The 25,641-nt window shown below is 38.6% G+C and carries 23 protein-coding genes; 14 read left to right on the top strand and 9 right to left on the bottom strand.

What is annotated here, in order from left to right:
• Positions 1 to 12: 12 nt before the first annotated feature.
• The gene (locus D7V20_RS10285; RefSeq protein ID WP_120384198.1) at positions 13 to 444 is read right to left on the bottom strand and encodes a RidA family protein; all 432 of its coding nucleotides are present in this window, start codon (positions 442 to 444) and stop codon (positions 13 to 15) included.
• A 71-nt stretch (positions 445 to 515) separates the two neighbouring features.
• Here D7V20_RS10285 and soxR point away from each other — a divergent pair, with 71 nt between their 5' ends.
• Positions 516 to 1,034, top strand: coding sequence for a redox-sensitive transcriptional activator SoxR (gene soxR / locus D7V20_RS10280; RefSeq protein ID WP_120384197.1), 519 nt, complete (start codon positions 516 to 518; stop codon positions 1,032 to 1,034).
• Between the two features lie 115 nt (positions 1,035 to 1,149).
• Positions 1,150 to 1,734, top strand: a complete 585-nt coding sequence (locus D7V20_RS10275) for a hypothetical protein (protein ID WP_120384196.1) — start codon at positions 1,150 to 1,152, stop codon at positions 1,732 to 1,734.
• Positions 1,735 to 1,793: 59 nt separating this feature from the next.
• Here the strand turns inward: D7V20_RS10275 and D7V20_RS10270 are convergent, their stop codons facing one another.
• Positions 1,794 to 2,666: an LD-carboxypeptidase gene (locus D7V20_RS10270; protein ID WP_120384195.1), complete on the bottom strand. Its 873-nt coding sequence runs from the start codon at positions 2,664 to 2,666 to the stop codon at positions 1,794 to 1,796.
• 34 nt (positions 2,667 to 2,700) lie between these two features.
• A complete protein-coding gene (locus D7V20_RS10265; RefSeq protein WP_120384194.1) occupies positions 2,701 to 3,627 on the bottom strand; it encodes a DMT family transporter in 927 nt (308 codons plus the stop codon).
• A gap of 910 nt (positions 3,628 to 4,537) precedes the next feature.
• Between D7V20_RS10265 and D7V20_RS10260 the strand changes: the two genes are divergently transcribed.
• From D7V20_RS10260 to D7V20_RS10245, 4 genes are all read left to right on the top strand, one after another.
• Positions 4,538 to 5,665 carry a Re/Si-specific NAD(P)(+) transhydrogenase subunit alpha gene (locus D7V20_RS10260; protein ID WP_120384193.1) on the top strand — a complete coding sequence of 376 codons (1,128 nt, stop codon included), beginning with the start codon at positions 4,538 to 4,540 and terminating at the stop codon, positions 5,663 to 5,665.
• An 11-nt stretch (positions 5,666 to 5,676) separates the two neighbouring features.
• Positions 5,677 to 6,000, top strand: a complete 324-nt coding sequence (locus D7V20_RS10255) for a proton-translocating transhydrogenase family protein (RefSeq protein ID WP_004692331.1) — start codon at positions 5,677 to 5,679, stop codon at positions 5,998 to 6,000.
• A 3-nt stretch (positions 6,001 to 6,003) separates the two neighbouring features.
• On the top strand, positions 6,004 to 7,458 hold the full coding sequence (locus D7V20_RS10250) for an NAD(P)(+) transhydrogenase (Re/Si-specific) subunit beta (protein ID WP_120384192.1): 1,455 nt from the start codon (positions 6,004 to 6,006) through the stop codon (positions 7,456 to 7,458).
• A gap of 599 nt (positions 7,459 to 8,057) precedes the next feature.
• Positions 8,058 to 9,302 (top strand): ammonium transporter, encoded by a 1,245-nt coding sequence (locus tag D7V20_RS10245; RefSeq protein WP_235831626.1) that lies wholly within the window; start codon positions 8,058 to 8,060, stop codon positions 9,300 to 9,302.
• A gap of 96 nt (positions 9,303 to 9,398) precedes the next feature.
• Here the strand turns inward: D7V20_RS10245 and rsfS are convergent, their stop codons facing one another.
• The 5 genes from rsfS to D7V20_RS10220 form a co-directional block, all read right to left on the bottom strand.
• Positions 9,399 to 9,800, bottom strand: a complete 402-nt coding sequence (rsfS, locus tag D7V20_RS10240; protein ID WP_120384191.1) for a ribosome silencing factor — start codon at positions 9,798 to 9,800, stop codon at positions 9,399 to 9,401.
• Positions 9,801 to 9,901: 101 nt separating this feature from the next.
• Positions 9,902 to 10,696 (bottom strand): hydroxypyruvate isomerase family protein, encoded by a 795-nt coding sequence (locus tag D7V20_RS10235; protein WP_120384190.1) that lies wholly within the window; start codon positions 10,694 to 10,696, stop codon positions 9,902 to 9,904.
• 53 nt (positions 10,697 to 10,749) lie between these two features.
• Entirely contained in the window at positions 10,750 to 11,631 is an 882-nt protein-coding gene (locus tag D7V20_RS10230) for an NAD(P)-dependent oxidoreductase (protein WP_120384189.1), read from the bottom strand.
• Positions 11,632 to 11,678: 47 nt separating this feature from the next.
• Positions 11,679 to 12,467 carry a crotonase/enoyl-CoA hydratase family protein gene (locus D7V20_RS10225; protein WP_120384188.1) on the bottom strand — a complete coding sequence of 263 codons (789 nt, stop codon included), beginning with the start codon at positions 12,465 to 12,467 and terminating at the stop codon, positions 11,679 to 11,681.
• Positions 12,468 to 12,614: 147 nt separating this feature from the next.
• On the bottom strand, positions 12,615 to 15,422 hold the full coding sequence (locus tag D7V20_RS10220) for a GacS-like sensor histidine kinase (RefSeq protein WP_120384187.1): 2,808 nt from the start codon (positions 15,420 to 15,422) through the stop codon (positions 12,615 to 12,617).
• Positions 15,423 to 15,734: 312 nt separating this feature from the next.
• Here D7V20_RS10220 and cysM point away from each other — a divergent pair, with 312 nt between their 5' ends.
• The 4 genes from cysM to D7V20_RS10200 all read left to right on the top strand — a co-directional run bounded on the left by cysM (position 15,735) and on the right by D7V20_RS10200 (position 21,291).
• The gene (gene cysM, locus D7V20_RS10215; RefSeq protein WP_120384186.1) at positions 15,735 to 16,658 is read left to right on the top strand and encodes a cysteine synthase CysM; all 924 of its coding nucleotides are present in this window, start codon (positions 15,735 to 15,737) and stop codon (positions 16,656 to 16,658) included.
• A gap of 74 nt (positions 16,659 to 16,732) precedes the next feature.
• Positions 16,733 to 17,554 (top strand): 3'-5' exonuclease, encoded by an 822-nt coding sequence (locus D7V20_RS10210; RefSeq protein WP_120384185.1) that lies wholly within the window; start codon positions 16,733 to 16,735, stop codon positions 17,552 to 17,554.
• Positions 17,555 to 17,562: 8 nt separating this feature from the next.
• Positions 17,563 to 18,957: a 23S rRNA (uracil(1939)-C(5))-methyltransferase RlmD gene (rlmD, locus tag D7V20_RS10205; protein WP_120384184.1), complete on the top strand. Its 1,395-nt coding sequence runs from the start codon at positions 17,563 to 17,565 to the stop codon at positions 18,955 to 18,957.
• Positions 18,958 to 18,984: 27 nt separating this feature from the next.
• Entirely contained in the window at positions 18,985 to 21,291 is a 2,307-nt protein-coding gene (locus tag D7V20_RS10200) for a RelA/SpoT family protein (protein WP_120384183.1), read from the top strand.
• Between the two features lie 120 nt (positions 21,292 to 21,411).
• Here D7V20_RS10200 and D7V20_RS10195 read toward each other — a convergent pair whose 3' ends face one another.
• Complete coding sequence (locus D7V20_RS10195) at positions 21,412 to 22,188, bottom strand: SDR family oxidoreductase (protein ID WP_120384182.1); 777 nt, start codon at positions 22,186 to 22,188, stop codon at positions 21,412 to 21,414.
• A gap of 104 nt (positions 22,189 to 22,292) precedes the next feature.
• Here D7V20_RS10195 and mazG point away from each other — a divergent pair, with 104 nt between their 5' ends.
• From mazG to folK, 4 genes are all read left to right on the top strand, one after another.
• The gene (gene mazG / locus D7V20_RS10190; protein WP_120384181.1) at positions 22,293 to 23,057 is read left to right on the top strand and encodes a nucleoside triphosphate pyrophosphohydrolase; all 765 of its coding nucleotides are present in this window, start codon (positions 22,293 to 22,295) and stop codon (positions 23,055 to 23,057) included.
• Between the two features lie 28 nt (positions 23,058 to 23,085).
• A complete protein-coding gene (locus D7V20_RS10185) occupies positions 23,086 to 23,532 on the top strand; it encodes a ComEA family DNA-binding protein (RefSeq protein WP_235831625.1) in 447 nt (148 codons plus the stop codon).
• 148 nt (positions 23,533 to 23,680) lie between these two features.
• Positions 23,681 to 25,156 carry a polynucleotide adenylyltransferase PcnB gene (gene pcnB / locus D7V20_RS10180; protein WP_120384179.1) on the top strand — a complete coding sequence of 492 codons (1,476 nt, stop codon included), beginning with the start codon at positions 23,681 to 23,683 and terminating at the stop codon, positions 25,154 to 25,156.
• Positions 25,153 to 25,638 carry a 2-amino-4-hydroxy-6-hydroxymethyldihydropteridine diphosphokinase gene (gene folK, locus D7V20_RS10175; protein ID WP_120384178.1) on the top strand — a complete coding sequence of 162 codons (486 nt, stop codon included), beginning with the start codon at positions 25,153 to 25,155 and terminating at the stop codon, positions 25,636 to 25,638. The genes pcnB and folK overlap by 4 nt, the downstream gene beginning before the upstream one ends.
• Positions 25,639 to 25,641 lie beyond the last annotated feature (3 nt).

Below are 25,641 nucleotides of genomic sequence, written 5' to 3'. Positions count from 1 at the left end.
TAGTTCTTGGAGTTACATACAATAAGCGGTTGCTTCAACTTCAATGAGCATCCCTTGTAAAGCAAGACACGGGACAGGAATGAGGGTACAGGCTGGAAACGCGTGACCTTTCCAACGCTGTTGCATTTCCTGAATTAAAAACTGATGTTTTTTAGGGCTGTGATCAACCACGAGTATTCTTAAAACAGCAATATCCAATATTGATGCATCGACTTCATCTAAAACATGTTGAACATTTGAAAACGCTTGATGAACTTGTTGCGCAAAATCTTTGGATAGTTGTCCTTGTTGGTTTTCACCACCTTGTCCAGATATGTGAAGAATACGCAAATAATGACGCACTTCAGCGACATGACTATACGCAAATGCATTTGGATTATAAAGGGTATTTGGGTTAAACATCTCGAATGATTTGATTTGCCACAATTCAGGTGTTGAATTCACGTTGCGTACTCACAATAGCTTAAAATATTTGCTAGTATCAAAGCTCAAGTTAACTTGAGGTCAAGTGTAAATTGGAAGTACACAATGAAAAAGAAAATGAAAAGGGGTTACACCATTGGTTAACGATTGGCGAATTGGCACAACGTAGCGATGTCAGTGTTCCTGCGATTCGTTTTTATGAAGAAAAAGAGTTGATTTGGAGTACACGGACTCAGGGCAATCAGCGTCGTTATCAACGGGCGATGTTACGCCGTGTTGCCATTATCAAGATTGCGCAACAGGTGGGGATTAGCTTGCAACAGGTTAAAGATGCATTTCAGGTCTTACCTAAACATCAAGTGGCGAGTAAAGCAGATTGGCAAAATATGTCACAAACTTGGCAAGCTCAATTGGATCAGCAGATTATCAATTTATTAAAATTGCGACAGCAATTGGATAAGTGTATTGGCTGTGGTTGTTTGTCTTTACAACAATGTCCTTTGCGTAATCCTGATGATCAAATGGGGCAGGAATCTGCGGGGGCTCATTTTCAAGATGTTTTGATGAATTTATTAAACTCGCCAATAGACGAACAGTTGGATGAGCGTTAAGATTATCGGTAGATATTTGAATTTTATATAAATACATAACTTTCATTTCAAATTTTTGACTAAAATATAGAAATACATAATCAATAAATGGGGGCGTAAATTGTTGATTTTGGGTATGTTGGTCTTTGGTGCAATCTTAACACTTGCTGTATTTTTTGTTTTTTTCATAGGCAAAGAAAAAATTACTGAAATAAGAAATATCTTAGAGAAAGTGGAGCAGGATATTGTATTACTGAATACAGTTTTAAATGAAATAAGGTTAAAGCATCTGAAGAAACTAGGATTAAAGTATCTATTTAGCATTGCTTATGGACTAAATCACCATCAGCCTATGTCACTCAGTACCTTGCAAGAGGTCGCTTTAGAAGAAGGTTTTCCAATTTTAAAAGTATTTAAGAGTGCACATGAATATCGCAATGATATTGATGTTCAAGACATCACCTATCAATTGAAAATGCGTAGGAAGGTCCAAGAAGATTTACAGTTCAACGCAAATTACAGCAAAGCCCCTTTTTTATTTTTGGGGATTTGGTGGTTAATCACCATATCGATGGTTGTATCAACGCAAAACTCACTGCATTTTACTGCTTTCTGGTTTTGGGTGATTGCGCTGTATTTCACGATTAGTAGCACTCTAACTTATTATAAAGATATTGATCAATTTACAAAAAAGCTAAAAAGGCATTGCTCAGTAGAATGAACATTACATGAATTATGCCCTGCTTACTTTTGTGTTGTATCAGCAGCAAAACCTCAGCTTTATAAAATCAATTGTGAGTCAATAATCTTGCCATTTTTACCAATCCAAAACGGACGATTATGTTGCCCATGCCCAAACCATTCACATTGATACAGAGCTATGCCTAAAGGTTCTAAATGTTCATTGGCAATTTCAGCAATCGTTTGCGGAACATTTTTTTGAGGGCATTGATAAAAGTCACCTAAAATTACCGCTTTTAAATTCGAGATATCAATGCTTTGTAAAAGCTGAGTCAAACAACGCTCAATTCTATAAAAGGGTTCGCCGACATCTTCTATCAACAATACACTAGGTTGACGAAGTTGAAGATGGTATGGCGTACCTTGTAGCGTACATAGAACAGTTAAATTTCCACCTAAGATTTTTACATCTTCAAGTACTTGATCTTGAGTAAAACCATTCAAACTGGTTAATGCATAATGCTGTACTCTATCTTGATCAGTATTGAATAAGCTGATGGTTTTTAACGCATTATAAGACAATAGGCTACCATCTAAATTTTTAACAGCAATTTCTTGGAAAACAGGTGCATGCAGTGCTTTACCACCATGCATTGCGACATAATTTAATAAGACGGTTGTATCTGAATAGCCAATAATCGGTTTATTTAAAATCCATTTATCTAAGTAAGGGAGTAACATTGCTGCCCCTGTACCACCACGACCACACCAAACCGCATCGACTGTTGGGTCTAAACAGGCTTGTTTTAAATCTTCAATGCGCTGTTCGATTGTTCCTGCCAAATAACGATATTGTGAAAATACATGCTGCCCCAAACTGACTTGATGTCCCAAACTTTCAAGCTGAGTTTGAGCCAATTGAATATTTTCAATATCGACGCATGCGCTTGGCGATACAATTTTGAAGTGCATATATGTCCCGATTGATGTATTGAGTATTTAAGCTTTAATGTGCAAGTTTCTTTTTAGACAAGGTGATCATCATGACACCGATGATATTTAACAAGCAACCCAACCATTGTATCGCATTCATGTGCTCGCCTAACAAAGCAACGGCTAAAATAATGGTGAGAATAGGACCAATTGAGCCGATCATGGCAGATTGAGCAGCACCTAAGCGTGAGATACTTTGCGCAATAAATATGGTAGGTAAAACAGTCACCAATAATCCCAAGGCTATGCCATACCACAAAACTTGTGTAGGAAGTTGTGTAAGTAATTGAAGCGGATTTGGCGTTGCGATCATAAAATGAACCAATGTCCCGAAGCATGCGATGCTGAGAGCTAAACCTGTATAGTTCCAAGAGCCAAACTTTTGAATTAAGCGTGGCGTCATTAACAAATAGCTAGCAAAACACACGGCACTGGCAAAGACTAGGCTGACACCCCACCAAAAACTGCCTTCATGCGATACCGTATTTTGTTCCTGTAGCATCACAATTACAGTACCACCGTAGCTTAAAGCAATAGCAATGATGGTTTTTAAACTTAGTTTTTGCTTATAAATAACACTGGTCAATACAACGGTAAGTGTTGGGTATAAAAATAGAATAATTCGTTCTAATGAGGCACTGATGTACATTAAGCCTGCGAAATCCAACCAACTCGAAAAATAGTAACCAATCAAACCTGCTAAAATTAGCATGCCCCAATCTTTTGCTTTGATATTTTTATTATGATGGCGATTAAACCAGCAAAGCAGTAAAAAGAAAGGAAGCGCACTTGCCATTCTCAAAGCCATTAATACAGTTCCATCCACCAATGGAGACAGTGCATAGGTTTGTTTAATGAAAATCGCTTTGGTGCTAAATAAAAATGCAGCACCAAGTGCGAACAGCGAACCAACCTGAGTGCTGGAGAGTGTGAATTTCATGTGAGCTACTTTGTTGATAGGGGATAAATCAAAACTGATAAGAAGTATAGTGGTAGGTGATGCAGAGGGAAAATGCAAAAAAAGAATCAATTCAATCAAAAAATGTAATAGGTCTATATGGAATGCAGAGGAAATATTTAAAATGCAATAAATATGTATCAAAATAATAAAAACATGAAAAATACAGGAAAATATTTGAGAAGAAGGAAAAATGCCATCTGAATAGGTCTAAAAACAGCACAAAAATGGTGCATTTTTAAGATATACCCAAAATATTCGATTGTAGTATTACTTGATAAAATGATGAGGGCGTTAAAATATGTTTTTTATGTATTTAATCTAATGGTGGGAATGTGTTGCATAGCGGGATATTTTAAGTACTTTTTTTTATTAATTAAATTAAAAAAAGGAATCAATTAAACTCACACTTTTGACATGAAGAATGACATAAATAGCCAATTTAGATCTTTAAAATCATGCTATATCTTGTCAGAAAGGCCAATTTGAAATTGTATCATCACGAATAGGCTGGTTTTCTTAGTTATTTAAAGATTAAAAAATTAAGCCCAATAAAGTGTGGTATGCCTAAAATGCCAATTTATGATCTTTCCTAAGAAAATTACAGTTCAGCACTGAGCATAAAAAAACAGCAATATAGTGCGTAAAAATACAGATTTATCAAAAATAGTAGAAAATTGTTCAAATTAAGTGCAATGAAAATGAATACCTGGTATGTCGTAGAATGATATTTGTGAATCATCAGTTCAAAATATGGGTATTTATTAAATAAATACTGGGTGGCATTTTATTGAAGTTCAATTAGAATCCAAAAGTACATAAGAACGCATCCTGAGGAAAATATCGTGTTTCACGATGTTTACTTGAAGAAAAATTAGCTTGAGGAACGCTCATGCAGATTGGTATCCCAACAGAAACTGTTACTGGTGAAAACCGTGTTGCTGCTACACCAGAAACAGTAAAAAAGTTGATCAGCGCTGGTCATAGTGTAGTCATTGAACGTGGAGCTGGTAAAAAAGCCGCTTTTATTGACAGTGCCTATGAACAGGTTGGTGCAAAAATTACAGACGATGCTTATGCAGGCAGTCAAATTATTTTGAAAGTTCGTGCACCGTATGGTGACGAAATTCAAAAACTTGCTGCTGGTACAACCGTCGTTGCAATGTTTGATCCTTACCGCAATACAGAGCTCGATCAATTTGCGTCACAACAAGTGTCTGCATTTGCGTTAGAACTTTTGCCACGTACCTTATCTCGTGCGCAAAACATGGACGTATTGTCTTCTCAAGCCAACCTTGCGGGTTATAAGTCAGTACTTTTAGCTGCTGCGGAATATCAACGTATGTTCCCAATGCTAATGACGGCTGCTGGTACGGTTAAGCCTGCCCGTATTGTGATCATGGGTGTTGGTGTTGCTGGTTTGCAAGCGATTGCGACTGCAAAACGTCTGGGTGCGGTCGTAGAAGCAACAGATTTACGTCCAACTGCACGTGATCAAGTGGAATCACTGGGTGGTAAGTGGTTAGACGTGCCTATGTCTGATGAAGAAAAGCAAAAAGCTGCTGATGCTGCTAAAAATGGTTATGGATGGATGCCAGGTGAGCAATACATCAAAGACCAAGCCATCATCGTAGATAAAGCGGTATCAAATGCGGACATCGTGATTACAACTGCACTTCTACCAGGTCGTGATGCACCTCGTTTAATCAAAGCTAAAACTGTTGCCAAAATGAAACCGGGTTCAATCATTCTTGATATGGCGGTTGAAACAGGTGGTAACGTTGAAGGCTCTAAGAATGGTGAAAATGTTGTCACTGACAATGGTGTAACTATTTTGGGTATTCCAAACATTCCTTCTACAGTTTCGACTGAAGCATCGTCACTGTATGCACGTAATGTATTTAATTTCATTGAAACTTTATTTGATCAAGAGAAAAACTTTGTGATCAATCAAGAAGATGAAATTCAAAAAGCACTTCTAGTAACTCATGGCGGTCAAGTACTGCTCAAGCGTGGTTAAGGAGAGTCATCATGGTTGAAACTATTACTATTTTCGTCTTAGCCATCTTTGTTGGTTACTACGTGGTTTGGGGTGTTACACCTGCATTGCATACACCGCTTATGGCTGTGACCAATGCTTTGTCATCGATCATTGTAGTCGGTGCTATGATTCAAACAGTCGGTATACCAGCGATTGGTGTCGATGCAAATGTTGCATTCCAAAGTGTCAATGTGGTGAGCATCTTAGGTGCGATTGCAGTGTTCTTAGCAAGTATCAACATTTTCGGTGGCTTTGCAGTTACAGCACGTATGCTTGAAATGTTCAAGCCAAAGCAAAAGAAAAAAGAGGGCTAATACATGGAATTTATTCGAGACTATGCGGATTGGTTCTACCTAATCGGTGCTGTCCTCTTTATTTTAACCTTACGTGGTTTGTCAGGTCCTAAAACTGCGATCGCAGGTAACCGTTACGGTATGATCGCAATGGCGATTGCTGTAATCACGACCTTCTTCGTGGCAGATCATCCTGTGATTTGGATGATTGTGGGCGCAATGGTACTTGGTGCAGTCGTAGGTATTGCTCGTGCACGTACTGTTCCAATGACACAAATGCCTGAAACTGTGGCTTTAATGCACTCACTTGTTGGTTTTGCTGCTGTGTTGATTGCAGTTGCTGCAATTTTGCATAATAACCAACTGACTGCTTTATTTGCAGAAAATGAAACTGCATTAACTGCTGCGGGTGTACAACATGCACATATGAGCAAAGTTCATTTATTTGAATTGTTCGTTGGCTGTTTTGTTGGTGCAATTACTTTTACGGCATCTGTATTCGCTTATGGTAAGCTGGCTGCGAAAAAATGGGCAAAAACAATTTCTGGTGCATGGGTTAAACCTGTCCAAGCAACCATTTTCCTAGCGATGTTGGCGTGTGGTATCTACTTCTTCACGACAGGTAACATGAATGCATTCTGGGCAATGACAGTATTGGCATTGGCATTCGGATGGGTATGGATTGCACCGGTCGGTGGTGGTGATATGCCTGTCGTGGTATCGTTACTCAACTCATTCTCTGGTTGGGCTGCTGCTGGGATCGGTTTTACACTTGAAAATAACATGTTGATCGTTGCGGGTTCACTTGTTGGTTCTTCTGGTGCGATTTTGTCTTACATCATGTGTAAAGCGATGAACCGTTCTATCATCAACGTATTGTTTGGTGGTGCAATGGGCGGAGCAGCTGTAGCATCGGCTGATAAAGGTGAACAAGTTCAACGTAACTACCGTTCAGGTTCTGCGGATGATGCTGGTTTCTTGATGTCAAATGCGGACAGTGTTGTGATCGTACCAGGTTATGGTATGGCACAAGGTCGTGCACAAAATGCAGTAAAAGAATTGTGTGAAATCCTGAAAGAGCAAGGTGTAACTGTTCGTTTTGCCATTCACCCAGTTGCAGGTCGTATGCCTGGTCATATGAACGTACTTCTTGCAGAAGCGGATGTTGCTTATGAGGACATCTTGGAAATGGATGAGATCAACTCAGATTTCCCTGCAACAGATGTAGTTCTTGTCATCGGTGCGAATGACGTTGTAAACCCAGCTGCTAAAGATGACCCAAGTTCGCCAATTTATGGTATGCCAATCCTTGAAGCACATAAAGCACGTACAATCATGGTGATTAAGCGCTCTATGGCAACAGGCTACGCAGGCTTAGACAATGACTTGTTCTATAATGACAAGACCATGATGATCTTTGGTGATGCTAAGAAAGTTGTTGAAGAGATGACCAAAGCAATTAATGGTGGCGGCCACTAATTCTCGCGTGATTGAATAAAAACCACCTTCGGGTGGTTTTTTTATTTGAGTATTTAAGGGTGATTGATGTGGCATGTCAGTGTAAAAATGGACTGGTCTAACGCATTTATTTGTATACAAAAAAATAAACAGGAGAAATGGTATTTTTCATCGCTAGATTCATTTCTTGTGTTTTATAGCGTAGAAAACATATAGTTAGTATTTTCAACAATATGAAAGTCTAACCGTAGAAGATTTAACTCATTTTTATCAATTTTTACTGCTAGTATATTGATTGAATCAGTAATAAGTTGTTTTGTTGTAATTTTAAGTATAATCAACTACTTGTCAGTATTTTGTTTTGGGTGTGTATTATTTTCTAAGCCCCCTATATAACAATAGTTATTAAGTTATATTTTATGCATTTTTGCGTATATTGAATAAAATCGATAAAATAAATTTATCAAAAACAATAAGTAATAAGCAATCCGATGTAATGAGGTTTTTTATTTTTTGAGAAACTTTATACTTGGCAAGCTAAGTGATACCTAGGTGTCGAAATTAATGATTATTGTGAAATTTTAAAAAATCAGAAACTCACAGTAACTTTGGATGTACCAATGATGAAATTAAAGTGGTTAATAGGTTTAATTTTAATCCTATTGACCTTTCCAAGTTATGCATTCACTTCCTCTCTAGAAAATGATATTGCTGTATTTAACTCAGTGCCTGACTTTAAAATCTTATTTTATGGTAGTGCCTTTGTCATTCTGATGCAGACAGGTTTTGCTGTTGCTGAAGGGGGGTATGAGCATAATCTCAAATCCATTTATAGCCTGATAATAAATTATATTTCAGCTATTGTTGGAACTGTACTTTTTGAAATTGTCCTTTCAAAACTAATGGTTTGGGGTTTTATCGATAGTCCTAGAAACCTAACGCATATGCAGGGTTGGCACTGGAATATATTGTTTTTTTATACTTTGATGGCTACAACAATTACCACGGTTGTCGGAAGGATTATTCCCAGTACATCATCAATTCTAGTCAATTGGACGACAGGTTTGCTGATTGCTGCTGTAATTTTCCCGTTTTTTAGTGGTTGGGTGTGGGGTAATCTTGTTTTAGGTGGTGGTTGGTTAAAATCTTTAGGATTTATTGATTTTGCAGGTTCAACAGTCGTTCATTCAACGGCTGCATGGATTGTTTTAGCTGCTTATATCTCCTTAAAATCTAAATATAAACAAGAAATTATTAAAAAAGATCTTATCTTTGAAGATTATAAAATATTATCTCTAGCTTTGGCTGGATTTGTACTTTGGTTGGCGTGGTCTGGTTTAAATGTAACGTATATCTCTGCGATTCATGTCGATATTGGCAGGGTGGTGAACAATGCATTTTTAGCTTTATTCGGATCAATCATTTCTCCTTTGTTATTTTCTTTATTTTTAAATCATAAAATGATTTCAGGCTCTGAATTGATTAAAGCCACTCTGGGTAGCTTGGTGGCGATCACGGCAAGTTGTGCATTTGTTAGCTCATCTTTGGCATTTATTATTGGTTTAGTGTCAGGTTTATTAACGTTATATGCCCCTCGAATTTTGGCACGATGGATAGATTCTCGTTATGTGCGAGATGTGTTAGTTATGCATGGTGTTTGTGGGATGTGGGGAACATTGGCGGTTGCTTTTAACCAGAATGCCACAGTTGAATTGGCTGGTAAGGGAAGTCTAATCGCTCAGAGCTTTGGTATTTTTGTGAATTTTGTTTGGAGTTTTACCATCGCCTATGTGGTTTTTAAATGTATGTGTTGGATCACCACAAGAAAACAAATGGTAAATTTAGATGCAGGTTTAATCAAATAAGTAAAATGTATCCAATAGAAAAAATCTACCTCTTAATAGAGGAAATAGCTAAATACTAAGCATTAAAAAAGCGACTTTAAAGTCGCTTTTTTCAAATCAGGCTACACTTTCAGGTGTGGTGCGCCATAAGCTTTCTAAGTCATAAAACTTACGAGCAGTAGGTAGCATTACATGTACGACGACTAATCCTAAATCGATTAGAATCCATTCAGCATCTCTCTCACCTTCGACACCAATTGGGCGAAATCCTGCTTTACGAGCTTCCTCAGCAACATTGTCAGCTAGTGCTTTAACATGGCGAGTAGATGTTCCGCTCGCAATAACAATTGCATCGGCAACATTGCTGATTGCACTTACATTGAGCTCGATTATATCTTTGGCTTTAACATCAAGTAGGGCTTCTTGCACGACTTTTAAGCAAGTACGTACATCTTGTTTTTGGGTGTTCATTGCAAGTTCGTGAGAATTAGAAGCGCTGGGCGATGGTTCTAAATTCATATAGTGTGTATTTTCCAAACAATATCTCACCTTCTAATATAGCGCTTTTGTTCTAAAAATTCAAATTCTAGAACGCTTAAGTCTATTTTTAGTTGATCAGTTCAATATGTATGGTTGTTGGAGAAATATTTATCTTTCCATGCAAAAGATTGATTTGAATGAGATTGTGGTCTGTATTCAGCCGCAATATAACCAGTGTAAGCACTTTGTTTTAACCATGTAAAAATCGATGAGTAATCAATTTGTGCTGTATCTGGTTCATGGCGTCCTGGGCAATCAGCAAACTGGATATGTCCAATCCAATCCATATTTTCTTTCAAAGCTGAGAGTATATCCTCACCCATCATTGCCATGTGGTAACAGTCGAACTGCATCTTTAATGCGGGATGGTGAACAGCCTCTAACATCTCTTGAGCTTGGGCGATATTTTGGATCAAAAAGCGTGGCATATCCGTACCATTGATCATTTCAAAAAGAGGTTGAATGCCATGATCGGTCAACATATGACATGCGAGTTTCAGGTTGTTGGCTAAAGTATTTAAGCAAGGAAGTAGGTCAGCATCCTCAGGTTGTTTACCTGCTAAAATATTAACACTGGGTACATTCAGCGCATTGGCGTATTCAATCGCAAGCTCTAATGCTTGATGAAATGCAATTTCTCGTCCTGGAATTCCTGCAAGCCCATAGCCACCATGCATTAAATCGCCAGCAGGAACATTAATCAGGCAAAGATTTAAATCATATAATTTAAGTTGAGATTGAATATCGTCAATACTCAGCTCATAAGGGAACTGAATTTCAATGTGCTGAAAGCCATGTGAATGAGCCAATGCAAATCGTTCAATGAGTGGCACTTCAGTAAATATCATCGATAGGTTTACTGCGAGTTTAGTCATCGTCGTGCTCCTTGCTTTAGATTGTCTCTATTCCCAATGTAGTTGGCAATCCATTATTTTTCAACTGCTTTATGTTCAACCTGTTGAATAACTGTTGCTAAGTCCGATTCCGCAAAACCACGTTGTTGATGATCTTGTAGTTGGATGAATGCTTTTTTTGCCACAGGAATGTCTAAGTTAAATTGTTGAGCAAGTTTGATCGCATTATTTAAATCTTTTGACAAGGTTTGTACTTTCCACTGTACAGGCTCAAAGCTATATGTTGCCATACGTGGTGTCAAAATTTGAAAAGGCTTAGAGTCTGCGAAACCACCTGCAAGTGCTGGAGCGAGTAATGTGGTATCTACACCTGCTTGTCTTGCTAATGCGACAGCTTCTGCGATGAGAGTACTGTTGGCTGCCACGATTAACTGGTTGCAAATCTTGGTAGCTTGTCCAGTGCCAGTGTCTCCCATGCGTGTTACACGTTGTGAAAGCACATTATAAATTAAACTGAGATCTTGAATGATTTCAGCATCACCCCCTGCAAAGATAACCAAAGTGCCATTTTCAGCACCCGCAGTCCCACCTGAGACAGGGGAGTCAATCCAAGTCACCTGCTGTTGTGCTGCAAGGCTTGCAAGCTGTTTGGTTTTGTCTACGGATAGACTTGAGAAGTCAACAATAACTTGCGCAGGTTTCAATTGTTTATGAATACGCTCAAAAACAGCTTGTGCTGCTTGATCATCTGCAAGACAGGTGAGAATAATCGGATATTCTCCAATATTCTCCAACTCAAGTGCATGTGCGCCCATATCAATAAGTGGCTCACAAGCACTGGCTGTTCTATTCCAAACAGCAACATCAAATCCTGCTTGGACTAAACGGGTGACCATACGGCTTCCCATCAGTCCCATCCCTAAAAAGGCAATTTTACGATTACGATCAAAACTCATTTTGCAACTCAACGATTTCGAATCATTTTGAAAAGACGATCAAAAGACTATTTATATTGGCGAGGTAAGAATTGTACTTCTGGATGTTTATCCTTTTTACGTGCAATTTGACTATTTTTACCCATAAGTAATTTTAATTGCCAAATTTTTTCTAAACGAAGAGATTTCTTTGGCTCATGTTCCATTGCATCTAAAACACGTTTTGCTGCCATCAGCGCATCAGGTGAGCGTTGTAGCATTTCTGCTGCAATGCTTTGAGCTTTCGCCAAAGGTGCATTATCGACATGGGTAATCAAACCAATTTCTTTGGCATAGTGACCATCAAAAATTCGTGCAGTGAGTGTGAGTTCTTTGGCTAAATCGATGCCAATAACACCTTTGATTGAACGGGTTAAGCCCATGTCTGGCACCAGTCCCCAACGGCTTTCCATGATCGACATTTTTGTGTCTGGGTGAGCAATGCGAATATCCGCCGCAAGTGCCAATTGCATGCCAGCACCAAAACAAAAACCTTCAAGTGCAGCAATGACAGGTACTGGAAGTTCTTGCCAAATCAGGAATGCTTTCTGAAATAAACTTTGGCCCGGTTTAATCAACTCCCAAGCCGCATAGGCTTTGTTTTTCGGGTTATTTAAATCAGCTAAATCAATTCCAGCACTAAACACATTGGCTTCACCAGTCAGAATTACACAACGAATCGAACGGTCTTGTTTGATTTTCTTTGCTGTGCTGACCAATTCACGCAGTAGTGCAAAACTCATTGCATTGCGCTTATCTGGACGATTGAGATAAACCGTTGCGATGCCATTATTTTTTTCGATACGTAATAGTGCCATGAACTCAACTCTGAACTCTTATTTTTCCTTAATCATCAGCATAGCATGGACTTTAAAACAGTTGCATGACACGAGAGTCACGGAAAATGATTTCAAAGCCACTGAAAAGTATAAGTCCTGCCATAGATTCAAATCTTTAGGGCGAATTTAGGCTGTCGGAAAAATTTGTTGTGCGGCTGTTTCAACTTCATGGATCACCAGTTGTAAATGATCTAAACGTTGTATGACTTCTTGAATAAAAGCTTCATCGGCTTTACGACGTTCTTTTCTGAGTGTTGATACGAATTGTTCAAATTCCCCTGTTGCACGTTGTAGTTTAGGTGTCCCGACATAACGCGTTGCACCGTATAGACGATGTAATACATGTTCAAGTTGTGGGAAATCCTCAAGCTCAACCAATTGTTGAATTTCATCCAATTCTGTTGGGAAGCTATCAACCAGCATTTTCAATAAATCTTGAGCAAGATCTTCCTTATTGGCAGCCAAAGCTAGACTTTGTTTCCAATCTAAAATATCAGAATCAAAGGCTTCAATATAAACAGAATTTTCAACTTGTTGATGTGTTTGAATAAAAGTATCTGAAGTCCAATTCGTGAGAATCTGAATAATTTGTTCAATCTGAATTGGCTTGGTGACATAGTCATCCATACCGACTTTGAGGAGTTTTTGCTTTTCATCTGCCAACGCATGAGCGGTCAAAGCAATAATTGGCATACGTAGATCATCTAAGGTTGACTCAAGTGAACGAATGGCACGAGTGGTGTCAATGCCAGACATCACTGGCATTTGAATGTCCATGAAAATTAAATCAAATGCTTTTTCATCATGATCAATGCGATGTTGAATTAAATTTAATGCTTCTTGTCCACTTTGTGCTTTGGTGGTTTTGACATTCAATTCACCGAGGAGCGCCTCTAAAACAATAAGGTTCGGTAAGTGATCATCTACAGCCAAAATATGTAAATCACGACCTTTGAAGTCTTGATGATATTCTTGATCAAATACAGGTTGATTGCTCAATAATTGAATCACTGAACTACGGCTCAGTGGTTGGTACAATGGGCGTGCTTTATATTCATTCAACATGTTTGGATCAAGCGACATTTGATAGCCATAAACAGCTAAATGACCTTGATAACGATGACGAATTTCTTTCAATAAGGCTTCAGTATCGCCGCTATGATCCACAATCAGCCATGTATTTTCAGACTGCTGATCGAGACTGTTTAAGCGACTAAATAGATCCAAAATCGATTGAGCTTCGGTATGTTGAACTTGATAATCTTCTAAATAATGACGTAGTACATTGGCTGTCGCAGGATGTGCCAAGAACGATACAACTTTCATTTCTTTAAATGAAGGATGAACAATTTCTTCATCTTCATTCACCACGAACATTGCAGTAAACCAGAAGGTCGAACCTTTTTCTGTTGGCGCACGTTCTTGGTTGTCTTCAAAGCCAATTTGACCCTGCATTAAGTGAACCAGCTGTTTAGAAATGGCAAGACCTAAACCTGTACCGCCAAATTGGCGAGTGACGGATGCATCACCTTGTGAGAATGATTCAAATAGTTTTTTACGGTCAGTGCCACTTAAACCAATACCGCTATCTTGTACACTAAAATGCAGTAAACATTGTCCAATATCATCATGTTCCATACGTACACGAACAATAATTTCACCATCAGGCGTGAATTTGATGGCATTGGAAATTAAATTGGTCAAAACTTGTTTAAAGCGTAAAGCATCACCAATCACATACTTGGCAACGTTGTCGGCAAAATAAAATGCCATTTCGATATGCTTTTGTGCAGCCAAAGGTGACAGCATATCCATAACGTCAAAAATAGCTTCTTCCAAATCAAAAGGAGCAGTTTCAAGTTCTAATTTACCTGCATCAATTTTTGAGAAATCTAAAACATCATTGATGAGTGCCAATAAGTGTGCAGAAGATTTGCGAATGGTTTGTAAATATAAGCTTTGGTCATTACTCAGATTGTCCTGACGTAACATCAAGTGAATAAAACCATCAATACTGTTTAACGGTGTACGCAGTTCATGGCTGATATTGGCAAGGAAGACCGATTTAGCCTGATTGGATGAAATTGCTTGGTCACGTGCTTGTTTATACGTAATATTTTGGACTTCTAGTGTGTCTAAGGTGCGACGTAAATCATCTTCAGTTTGTTCAGTATGTTCTTTAAGCTCTAGAAAACTGAAATGTAAACGTTTTACCACATTGGCAATATCGCGCTGCAATAAACGCAGCTCACCAGTGCTATTGATGATCATATGCTGATCTAATGTATCTGCATTCAAACGTTGTAATTGCATGCGAATTTCATACATCGGCGCAATCCAGCGTCGAGAATAAAAATTTAAACACAGTAACAGTAAAAGTAAGGTGAATAATGCAGTGGTGATGAGCACAATCATGACACGATAGTGTGCAATTTCTAAAGGTTGATTATCCAACTCAATCACCAACCACATATCTTTGGCCGATTCGGTTGGATTAAGTTTTAGTCCATAAATATTGTTATGTTTACTCGATATTGGACCAAAAAAAGTATCAGTTTTAGGAATATTGGGCCAGTCACGCTTATTTTGATAACCAATACTCAAATGATTCACGTTATGTTCATCTAAAACTGCAGCACTAAGTAAATATTTTTCATTAAACATTTTTTGCAAAATGTTTTCAGCTTTTGCTTTTTGAGCAGGGCTTTGATTGATGATACTGGTGAGTTGCTCAGTGGTATATTGATAACGACTTAAGATAGCAATCGCAGCAAAGCGTTGTTTGGATTTTGCCGCTGCAGATGTTTCGGACAGAACCAGTGCAGTACCTACACATGCCATAATCATAATAGGCACAAAAATCATCGCAATAAGTTGCCCATAAGCGTGATTGAGCTTTAAGCGTTTAAACAGTTTTTTATTGAAATTCGACATGGATCCAGCTACTTATTGCCCATGTAAAGAATATTAACATGCTTTATTCATCCTGCATGACAATATGATTAAAAAGCTTTTGAATCGAGAATAGTTATGCTTATTTAAAGATAAGGTTATCACTTCTAATGCTAAGTTGTGGGATCTTGGTGTTATCTATTTAATTTTATTGAATTAAACGTTATTTTGTTATTTGGGTTTAACTTTCCTTGATCGAGTTGTTTTGAGCATTGTTCTTAAAATGACCTTGAAAGATGTGCAGTTATACACTTTTTTTCATACAATACGTCCACCTCAATATAGGTGCAATTCATGAGTAATACACAATCTGATTTCTTAGCCAATGAATTTTTATTAGACCACTATGTCGGGAAAACTCCTTTGGTGCGTCTACAGCGTTTGGCAAGTCATACTCAAGCAACAGTATTGGCAAAACTAGAAGGGAACAACCCTGCGGGTTCTGTAAAAGACCGTCCTGCATATAATATGATTATGAAGGCTGAACAGCGTGGTCAGATTAAACCGGGCGATACTTTGATTGAAGCGACCAGTGGAAATACAGGAATTGCACTGGCAATGGTTGCTGCAATGCGTGGCTATAAAATGAAGCTGATCATGCCGGGGAATTCCAGTCAAGAACGTAAAGATGCAATGCGTGCTTATGGTGCTGAATTGATCGAAGCACCCAATATGGAAGCTGCTCGTGATATGGCTTTACAAATGCAGGCTGAAGGTCAAGGTTTGGTGTTAAATCAGTTTGGTAATCCTGACAATGTTGAAGCGCATTATCTCACTACAGGCCCTGAAATTTGGCAGCAAACAGCGGGGAAAATTACCCATTTCGTGAGTTCTATGGGCACAACGGGCACGATCATGGGGATTTCTAAATATTTAAAAGAACAAAATTCTGAGATTCAGATTGTAGGTTTGCAACCTTCTGAAGGTTCAAATATTGCGGGAATCCGTCGTTGGCCTCAAGAATATTTACCGACCATTTTTGATCCTAAACGTGTTGATCGTATTATGGATATTCCTCAAATCGAAGCTGAAAAAACGGCACGCCGTTTAGCACGCCAAGAAGGCATTAGTGCAGGAACATCCTCAGGTGGTGCGGTGTGGGCATCGGTTAAGCTGGCTGAGGAAAATCCAGATGCTGTGATTGTCTGCATTGTCTGCGACCGTGGTGATCGTTATTTATCAACAGGATTGTTTTCTGTAGATGATGCTGATTCATAACTGATTTCATAATAAATCATCTATAACGATGATGAATAATCGGCTTCTTTTTTAGCCTTAGAGTAAATTTATTTATGCGCCTTCCTGTTTTAGTGTTCGATATTGAAACCCTGACTGATCTTAAATCAGGGGCGCATTTATATGGTTTAGATTTACCTGAAGATGATTTAGCACAAGCTTTAGCAAAATTGCGTCGTCAAGAGTCAGGTATGGATTTTCAACGCTTGGCCTTGCATGAAATTGTATGCATTTCAGGCTTATGGCTCGATGAAAATGGTTCAATCAAACTGTTTTCATTTAGTCGTGAGCATTATTCAGAAGCTGAAATTCTACAAAAGTTTTTATCTATTTTTGATAAGCGTCATCCAACCTTAGTGAGTTGGAATGGTTCACAATTTGATATTCCTGTGATTTTATTCCGTGCGATGTATCATGGACTTTCTGCACCAAGTTTATTTGATCAGGGTGAGATTGATTCGCAAAAAAGGTATAATAACTATCAGAATCGTTACCACACACGTCATGTTGATTTGATGGATGTGATGGCAATGTTCAATGGACGACATTTTCAGAAGTTGGATGATGCTGCTCATTTACTGGGTTATCCTGGTAAGCGTGGTATTTCAGGTTATTTTGTTCCCGAATATGTGAAAACGCAGCAATGGTTGGCATTGACCAGTTATTGCGAAGGTGATGTTTTGAATACTTGGTTGATTTATTTAAGATGGTCTTTGCTCAAAGGGCAGATTTCTTTGAATGATCACCGTCTTTGGATTCAGGCGACTATTCATTATTTACAGGGTCAACCGCAGCAGCAAGAGTTCTTGAATGTTTGGCGTGAAACTTCACAACGAACGGATTTTACTGCTTCAGATTTTTCTTCTATTCCCAATTAGGTATTCCTTTGAAACATAGAGCTAAAACTCGTCCATCTCAGCTTCCACAGTATATTTTTAAAGTTGAGAGATTGTCACACGAAGGGCGAGGGATTGCACACTATGGAACGGATACAGATCACCCGACTGATAAAAACGGAAAGAAAGTTTTTATTCGTTATGCTTTACCGGGTGAAACTGTTAAAGCACAGATTACTCGTCAAGTTTCAAAGCTTGAAGAAGCGGACAGTATTGCGTTAATCAGCGACCCAAATCCGAATCGAATAGAACCATTCTGTCCTCATTTTGGAATATGTGGTGGCTGCAATATGCAGCATATTCACCCAGATGAGCAGATCCGTTTAAAACAAGAGGTTTTAAAATCGCATTTGAGTCATTTTGCGGGTTTAGCGCCGCTACAATGGCTTGAACCAATTCGTTCACAGCAAACGGATTACCGTCACAAAGCACGGATTGGTGTGCGTTATTTGCCGAAGCAAAATAAGTTGCTCATGGGTTTTCGAGAAGCGCAGAGCAATCATTTAACCGAAATCCAAAGTTGCAATATTTTGGCTCAAGCCTTGAATCAGGCTTTACCTGAGTTAAAAGTATTACTCGAAAGTCTAAAAGGCAAACATGCGATTGGTCATATAGAATTAGCCAAAGGTGATCAAGAAATTTCTCTTTTAGTTCGTCATACTGAAAAATTAAAAGCGCATGATGTCAACCTATTGCGCGAATATGCGTTACAGAAACAGTGGCAGTTGTATTTACAGCCGTTTGGTGTAGACAGTTTACATCGAGTAGACGATGCTCAAGCAGCAATGCATTTACATTATCGTTTAAATGATTTTGATGTTGAATTTGAGTTTAATCCTACAGATTTCACCCAAGTCAATCCAACAGTCAATCAGCAAATGGTTAAACTGGCATGTGATTTGCTTGAATTGCAACAAGGCGAAACTGTTTTGGATCTATTTTGTGGATTGGGGAATTTTTCACTTCCGCTTGCAACACAAGTAGGCGCGACAGGGAAGGTGGTTGCGGTTGAAGGGAGTGAAGAAATGGTTAAGCGCGGTACACAAAATGCACTGAACAATCGTTTAACCAATGTTAAATTTTATTCACAAGATTTAACAAAAGACTTTTCACATTATTCTTGGGCAAATCAAGGATTTGATGCATTATTGATTGATCCTCCGAGAGCAGGTGCTGAGCAAGTTATGCATTATGTTCCAAAGTTTGGTGCAAAAAGAATCGTTTATGTGTCATGTAATCCAGCAACCCTAGCGAGAGATGCTGGAATTTTGGTACAACATGGGTATCAGTTAAAAAAAGCAGGTGTCATGGATATGTTTACCCATACGGGGCATGTTGAATCCATCGCACTGTTTGAAAAGAAATTAGAGATAAACGATTTATAATGAAGTATAGAGTTAGAGGAGAAGGGTATGGTCACAGTTCGTGAACAGCTTCCAGATCAACTCAATGAGTTATCTGACGAAGCGACTGTAGAGCATGCCGATAAAGCGCAACAAGCTTTGGCGACATGGCTAGATCGTGTGCGTGGAATTTTAGACGGTGCTAAATTAATACAGTTAGAAGAAGTTGCTCAATTAGTATTACAAAAAGAATTAGCGACCACAGTCAATCATCGTACCAATACTTTTTCAACAGGTATTGGTATGGCGGATATTTTGGCACATTTGCATGTCGATGAAGATACGCTGGCAGCAGCAGTGCTTTATCGTAGTGTGCGTGAAGGCTTAACCACTTTAGATGAAATTCAACAACGGTTCGGTGAGCAAGTATATAACCTCGTCAAAGGTACTCTGGCGATGGGTAAACTTTCTGAATTGATTGAAAAAAATAAACGTTTAGAAGATCATTTTAATAATAATCAACGTGAACATTTGACAGGTATCTATAAGATGCTGATTTCTGTCACAGAAGATGTTCGTGTTGTACTGATTAAATTGGCTGAGCGTACCTTTGCGTTACGTGAATTGGCGCATTCTCCAAGAGAGCGTCAGGAGCGTGTGGCACGTGAAATTTTAACTATTTATTCACCTTTGGCACATCGTCTAGGGATTGCCCAATTAAAATGGGAGCTTGAAGATCTTGCTTTCCGTTACTTGGCACCTGAACGCTATAAAGAAATTGCCTCGTTACTGAATGAAAAGCGTTTAGAGCGTGAGCAATATATTCAATTCGTTGTGGATCGTTTGAAGCATGAATTGGCTGAACATGATATCGAAGCTGAAATTTCAGGTCGGGTAAAACATATTTATTCGATCTACCGCAAAATGAAGAGTAAGAGTCTGAGTTTTGATCAGCTTTATGATATACGCGCACTGCGTGTATTGGTGAAGTCTGTTTCTGAGTGTTATCACGCTCTTGGGATCGTACATCAAATTTGGCGACATATTCCGCATCAGTTTGATGATTATATCACCAACCCGAAAGCCAATGGATACCGTTCTTTACATACTGCGGTGATTGCTGAAAACAAATCTTTGGAAATTCAAATTCGTACCAAAGAGATGCACAATGAAGCAGAGTTGGGCGTGTGTTCACACTTCAACTATAAAGAAGGTTCTAAAACCACAGATTACTCATTTAACCATCGTTTGCACTCTTTACGTGCTGTACTTGAGCATTATCAAGAGCGGACTGAAACCAGTGCACATGCCAATGACGATGAACCTGAAAATTTTGAGCAGATTCAAGATTTTGAAGGGTTTGAGAAAATTTATGTATTTAGTCGTGATGGTGATATTAAAGAATTACCACGTGGCTCTACAGTGCTTGATTTTGCTTATCATGTGCATACTGAAGTCGGCAATAAATGCTATGCAGCACGTGTCAATCAACGCTATGTACCATTAACTTACACCTTGAAAACAGGTGAACAAGTTGAGATTTTAACCAAAAAAGATCGTGAACCAAACCGTGACTGGTTAGTGAACTCTTTGGGGTATATCAAAACCTCTCGTGCTCGTGACAAGTTACGTCATTGGTTTAGACAGCAAGATCGTAGTAAGAATTTAGAAGTTGGGCGTGAAATTCTCAACAAAGAACTTTCTCGCTTAGCGATTCATCCAAAAAGTATTGATTTGAGTGATTATTGCAATCATTTCAATGTTAAATCGGGCGACGATATTCTTGTTTCATTGGTCAGCGGTGATATCAGTCTTCATGCCCTGATTAATCAAGTCAATCGCCATATGCATTTGGATCAGGATGAACCTGAGTTGGTGTTAAAGCCGACGTTGAATCCTCGTGCAAGTCATACGCTATCTGCGCATGGTATTTTGATTGATGGTTTAGATAACGTTGAGTTACATATTGCGCAGTGTTGTCAGCCTGTACACGGTGAATCAATCGCAGGGTATATCACACTCAATCGTGGTGTGAGTATTCATAAAGTTGCATGTCCTGATTATCTGCGTATGATCAAATTGGAGCCCGATCGTGCTGTAGAAGCAGATTGGGAAATGCAGCCAACCCGTGGTCAAAGTGTACAAATTGTTGTTGAAGCTTATGATCGCCGTGGTCTGTTAAAAGATTTAACCCAAGTGATTTTCTCTGATCAAATTAATATTCGTCAAGTAAATACGATTTCTGAAGCAGATGGTATTGCCAATATGAAATTGTTGATTGAAGTGAAAGGTTTAGCTCAACTTTCTCGTTTACTGGCAAGATTAGAACAACAACCTGGCATTATTAGTGCACGACGCTTAGTGCAAGGGAACTAAGTGTTGCAATAAAAAACCTGCTAAGCAGGTTTTTTATTGCCTAAATGGCGCTACGTTATTTTTGTAAAGTATTCGTTTTGAATATTTTTGGATTCATTAGAATATTGAATTGAGATCGCCTTATGACTTTCGGGTCAGCACCAAATTACTCAAACGATTGAGAAATTGAGGGCTTATACTGGAAAGTTGGTACATGACTTTAGTTTTTATGCCTACAGGAGTATGTGTTGCCGTCAGAATCGTCCCTTTGGCTTTAGCTAAAGCGAAAATTTGATGAGCCACATCTTGTGGAGTTAAATCAACACCAATGTTTTTTATACTTCCCGCATCCATGTCTTTGACCATACTGGTTTGTACAAACAGTGGCATGACATCCAATACACGGATCCCGTATTTTTGCCATTCGGTATCCAAGCCTTCGGTAATACCTCGGACTGCAAATTTACTGGCTGAATATGAGACTAAATCTGCTTGTCCATAAATAGCTGAGGCAGAAGATAGATTAATCACACGTGCAAACGCTGCTTTTTTCAGATAAGGAAGAGCTGCATGACAACCATTCAAAACACCATTGACATTAATATTGATGGTTCGGTGGTGTGCGGCAATATCTGTTTTCTCAAAATCACCTGAATAGAGAATCCCTGCATTATTAACCAAAATATTGAGTTCTCCTGCCCATTCGACAAATTCGCCTAAAGCCACTTGCCATTGATCGTATTGACTGACATCTAACTTTCCAGCTTTAGCGTGAGGACCTAATTGGTCTGCTAAAATTTGAGCTTGATCGACATTAATATCATAAATACCAACTTTATAACCTTGTTGGTAGAATAGGCGTGCAATTGCGGCACCTATCCCTTGTGCAGCACCACTAATGAAGATACTTTGACGCATTGAATTTCCCTTTTCTTGTTTTTGCATGTAGCGAGTTGAACATAAAATATGCATGGGAACAAGGGCCGATAAGTCATTTGTTATTGATCTTTAAGGATATAAAAATGGAACAGCTACTGGCGATCATGAAACAACTGCGTGCAGAATGCCCTTGGGATCGTGAGCAAACACCTGAAAGTTTAACGCAATACGCGATTGAAGAAGCGTATGAGGTCGAAGAGGCTGTTCGTTCTGGCGATGTGAATGAAGTGAAAAATGAGTTGGGGGATTTGTTGTTGCAGGTGGTGTTTCAATCGCAAATGTATAGTGAACAAGGTACTTTTGATTTTTCCGATGTTGTTGAAGCGATTTGTCAGAAATTAATTCGTCGTCATCCGCATGTTTTCCAAAAAGATCAATTTGAGAATTTAAGTCCTGAACAAGTATCTTCATTGTGGAAAGAGATTAAACAACAAGAAAAACAGGGTAAATCTCTATCTCGCTTAGATGAAGTAAAACATGGTCCTGCTTTAACTCAAGCAGAGGATATTCAAAAAAATGTGGCGAAGGTTGGTTTCGACTTCCCAGATGTTGCGCAAGCCTATGATAAAGTCAAAGAAGAGTTGGCTGAATTTGAAGAAGCAATTCAGTTGCAAAAATCCGATGAAATCACTGAAGAATTTGGTGATTGTTTATTTTCATTAATCAATGTTGGGCGTAAACTAGGTATCTCAAGTGAAATGGCGCTTCTTCGCACTATTCATAAATTTAAATCACGCTTTGCTTATATTGAAAACCAAATAAATTTAAAAAATAAACGATTAGAAGATGTGAGTTTAGAAGAAATGGATCAACTTTGGGATCAAGCAAAGCAAAAATTAAAACACTAGGTTATTCATGGTTTTTTCAGAATTAAAAATGATTAAAGCAATAAAATTAAATAATTGGCGCTTTTATTGGATTGTTTTATTCTCATTGTTGAGTTTGCTATGTACAGTGCAAGCTCAACAATTTGATCAAAATTATTTGAAATGGAAAGCCAAGCAACAAGAGCAAGATGCCAAATTAAATAAACAATCCAATAAACAAGATGAAAATTATTATTTGTCTCGTCCTGCTGTGGCATTGCAAAATAAAACTTCTGTCAATCAAATTGCAAATCTTAGTTCTACAAATAAAGTGAGCATTAATACTGCAACTATAGAGCAATTGCAGCAACTGAATGGTGCAGGTCCAAAGAAAGCTCAAGCCATTTTCGATTATCGAAAGCAAAATGGTCAATTTAAGTCGATTGATGAGTTGCAAAAAGTGAAAGGAATAGGCGTGAAGTTTATTGAGAAGAATCGTTCAATTCTAACTTTGTAGTTGTTATTATTTGTTATTTAAAAGAAAATTCAGGTTAGATGTTAAATTTCAAAATAAGTTGGTGAGAATCAAATTGCCCTTTAGCTGTGTAAGCGATATCATTAGCACAATTATGATTTTTACGTCCTGACGTAGGAGACAGTGTCTTTTGCAAACTTTGCGTGCGTCAAAGAGTGGTTTATCTACCGCCCAATTACCTTCTTCCATTTTAGATGTTATTGATTCACTCACCAAAGCTGGCTATCAAGCATATATAGTCGGTGGCGGTGTACGTGATTTGATGCTTGGTCTAAATCCTAAAGACTTCGATGCTGTAACCAATGCAACACCTTCACAAATCAAGGAAGTGTTTGGTCGCCGTTGTCGCATTATTGGGCGACGTTTTGAATTGGCTCATGTTTATTCGGGGCGCGAGTTAATTGAAGTTGCAACTTTCCGTGCACCCCCAAAGAAAGCAATTACTTCTGCTCAAGGGATGATTTTACGTGATAATAATTGGGGCACGATAGAAGAAGACTTTTCCCGTCGTGATTTCTCGATTAATGCAATGTATTACCAACCGCGTAAAGGCGAAGTTTTAGATTTTTGTAATGCAATTGATGACATAAAAAATAAAACATTACGTTTATTGGGTGATCCAAGCTTACGTTTTGAAGAAGACCCTGTACGGATGTTACGTACTTTACGTTTTGCGGCAAAATTAAACTTCAGTATCGATCCTAAAATTTTAGAAATTTTTACTGAAGATATGACTCAGTTATTAAGAGATGTGTCTCCGCATCGTCTTTATGATGAGTCGCAAAAGCTGTTTACCATGGGGCATTTGCATCGTGTGATGCCAATGTTGATTGAGTTTGGTGTATGGAAGCAGTTATTTGCAGACATTGACACTGAAATCACACCATTCATTGAACGTGCGGCGAAAAATACCGATCAACGGATTCAAATAGGTAAAACCATTAACCCTGCATTTTTCTATGCGGTATTGCTGTGGAATAATTTCTTAGCACGTTGTGATGTTTATCATGCAAAAGGGATGGTCGCGGCAGAAGCACGTGCTCAAGCCGGTTTAGATGTTTTAAAACGTCAAGCGACACGTACCATTATTCCTCGTTTTGCGGAAACCTTTATTCGTGAAGTTTGGGAAATGCAAAGTCGTTTGCTTAATCCAAAACCTCAGCAAATTGAAGCGCTTTCAGGGCATGCACGTTTCCGTGCAGGTTTTGACTTTTTACTACTCAGAGAAAAGTCTGGTGATACTACGACCAATGGCATGGGTGCTTGGTGGGAAGCCTATCAAGACATGTCTGCGGATGAAAAAGAACGTGCAATCAGTCTTTATAATCGTCAACGTGCCAAGAGTCGTCGTAAAGCTACCGAAACTGCTGTAGATGAAAAAGCAATATCTACACAAATTGAGCCATTGGTGAAAGAGCAAGAGTCACGTAGTCGTCGTACGCGCAATAAAGCTACCTCACATACTTCATCTAGTGACTCTCGCAGTAGAAATAATGACTTTAAAGCATCGGTAAATACTGGCGAAATCAATGCGGATCATCCAATTACTAAGCGCAGACGAGTACAGCGTGATCTCAGTCAAGTGATTTTTGGGCCGATACAATGATGACAAAAACCTATATTGGTTTAGGTAGTAATTTAGGTGATTCTGAACAGATTTTACGTGAAGCTGTCCTAAAGCTCAGAGCTTTAGGCGAGGTTACGGTTTCAAAACTGTATCAGAGCCCACCAATGGGACCACAAGATCAACCACATTATTATAATGCTGTTGCACAATTGAACACTCATTTAGAACCTTTAGCTTTATTGGATGCGTTGCAACGTATTGAAAATGAAGCAGGTCGTGTACGTTTACGTCGTTGGGGTGAAAGAACTTTAGATTTAGATCTTTTGCTTTATGCTGAAAAAAACATTATAAATGAGCGACTCACAGTACCGCATATGGGTATTTTAGAGCGTGATTTTGTAATGGTTCCTTTATTAGATCTTGATCCTTCACTTCAGGTGAATGGGCAATCATTACAAAATTTAGATCTCGTGCAACATTCAACGCTCAATGCCCTTGCTGATCACACTTGGGCCGATTGAATT

Origin of the sequence: Acinetobacter rongchengensis (assembly GCF_003611475.1) — a bacterium.
Classification (GTDB): Bacteria; Pseudomonadota; Gammaproteobacteria; order Pseudomonadales; family Moraxellaceae; genus Acinetobacter; species Acinetobacter rongchengensis.
Note: the sequence above shows the minus strand (reverse complement) of the source record. Positions and strands in the feature narration are given on the sequence as shown.

Coding starts and splice junctions, on each gene's coding strand:
- D7V20_RS10275 (WP_120384196.1), top strand. CDS start 1,150: ATGTTGGTCTTTGGTGCAATCTTAACACTTGCTGTATTTTTTGTTTTT.
- D7V20_RS10270 (WP_120384195.1), bottom strand. CDS start 2,666: ATGCACTTCAAAATTGTATCGCCAAGCGCATGCGTCGATATTGAAAAT.
- D7V20_RS10265 (WP_120384194.1), bottom strand. CDS start 3,627: ATGAAATTCACACTCTCCAGCACTCAGGTTGGTTCGCTGTTCGCACTT.
- D7V20_RS10260 (WP_120384193.1), top strand. CDS start 4,538: ATGCAGATTGGTATCCCAACAGAAACTGTTACTGGTGAAAACCGTGTT.
- D7V20_RS10255 (WP_004692331.1), top strand. CDS start 5,677: ATGGTTGAAACTATTACTATTTTCGTCTTAGCCATCTTTGTTGGTTAC.
- D7V20_RS10250 (WP_120384192.1), top strand. CDS start 6,004: ATGGAATTTATTCGAGACTATGCGGATTGGTTCTACCTAATCGGTGCT.
- D7V20_RS10245 (WP_235831626.1), top strand. CDS start 8,058: ATGATGAAATTAAAGTGGTTAATAGGTTTAATTTTAATCCTATTGACC.
- rsfS (WP_120384191.1), bottom strand. CDS start 9,800: ATGAATTTAGAACCATCGCCCAGCGCTTCTAATTCTCACGAACTTGCA.
- D7V20_RS10235 (WP_120384190.1), bottom strand. CDS start 10,696: ATGACTAAACTCGCAGTAAACCTATCGATGATATTTACTGAAGTGCCA.
- D7V20_RS10230 (WP_120384189.1), bottom strand. CDS start 11,631: ATGAGTTTTGATCGTAATCGTAAAATTGCCTTTTTAGGGATGGGACTG.
- D7V20_RS10225 (WP_120384188.1), bottom strand. CDS start 12,467: ATGGCACTATTACGTATCGAAAAAAATAATGGCATCGCAACGGTTTAT.
- D7V20_RS10220 (WP_120384187.1), bottom strand. CDS start 15,422: ATGTCGAATTTCAATAAAAAACTGTTTAAACGCTTAAAGCTCAATCAC.
- cysM (WP_120384186.1), top strand. CDS start 15,735: ATGAGTAATACACAATCTGATTTCTTAGCCAATGAATTTTTATTAGAC.
- D7V20_RS10210 (WP_120384185.1), top strand. CDS start 16,733: ATGCGCCTTCCTGTTTTAGTGTTCGATATTGAAACCCTGACTGATCTT.
- D7V20_RS10200 (WP_120384183.1), top strand. CDS start 18,985: ATGGTCACAGTTCGTGAACAGCTTCCAGATCAACTCAATGAGTTATCT.
- D7V20_RS10195 (WP_120384182.1), bottom strand. CDS start 22,188: ATGCGTCAAAGTATCTTCATTAGTGGTGCTGCACAAGGGATAGGTGCC.
- mazG (WP_120384181.1), top strand. CDS start 22,293: ATGGAACAGCTACTGGCGATCATGAAACAACTGCGTGCAGAATGCCCT.
- D7V20_RS10185 (WP_235831625.1), top strand. CDS start 23,086: ATGATTAAAGCAATAAAATTAAATAATTGGCGCTTTTATTGGATTGTT.
- folK (WP_120384178.1), top strand. CDS start 25,153: ATGATGACAAAAACCTATATTGGTTTAGGTAGTAATTTAGGTGATTCT.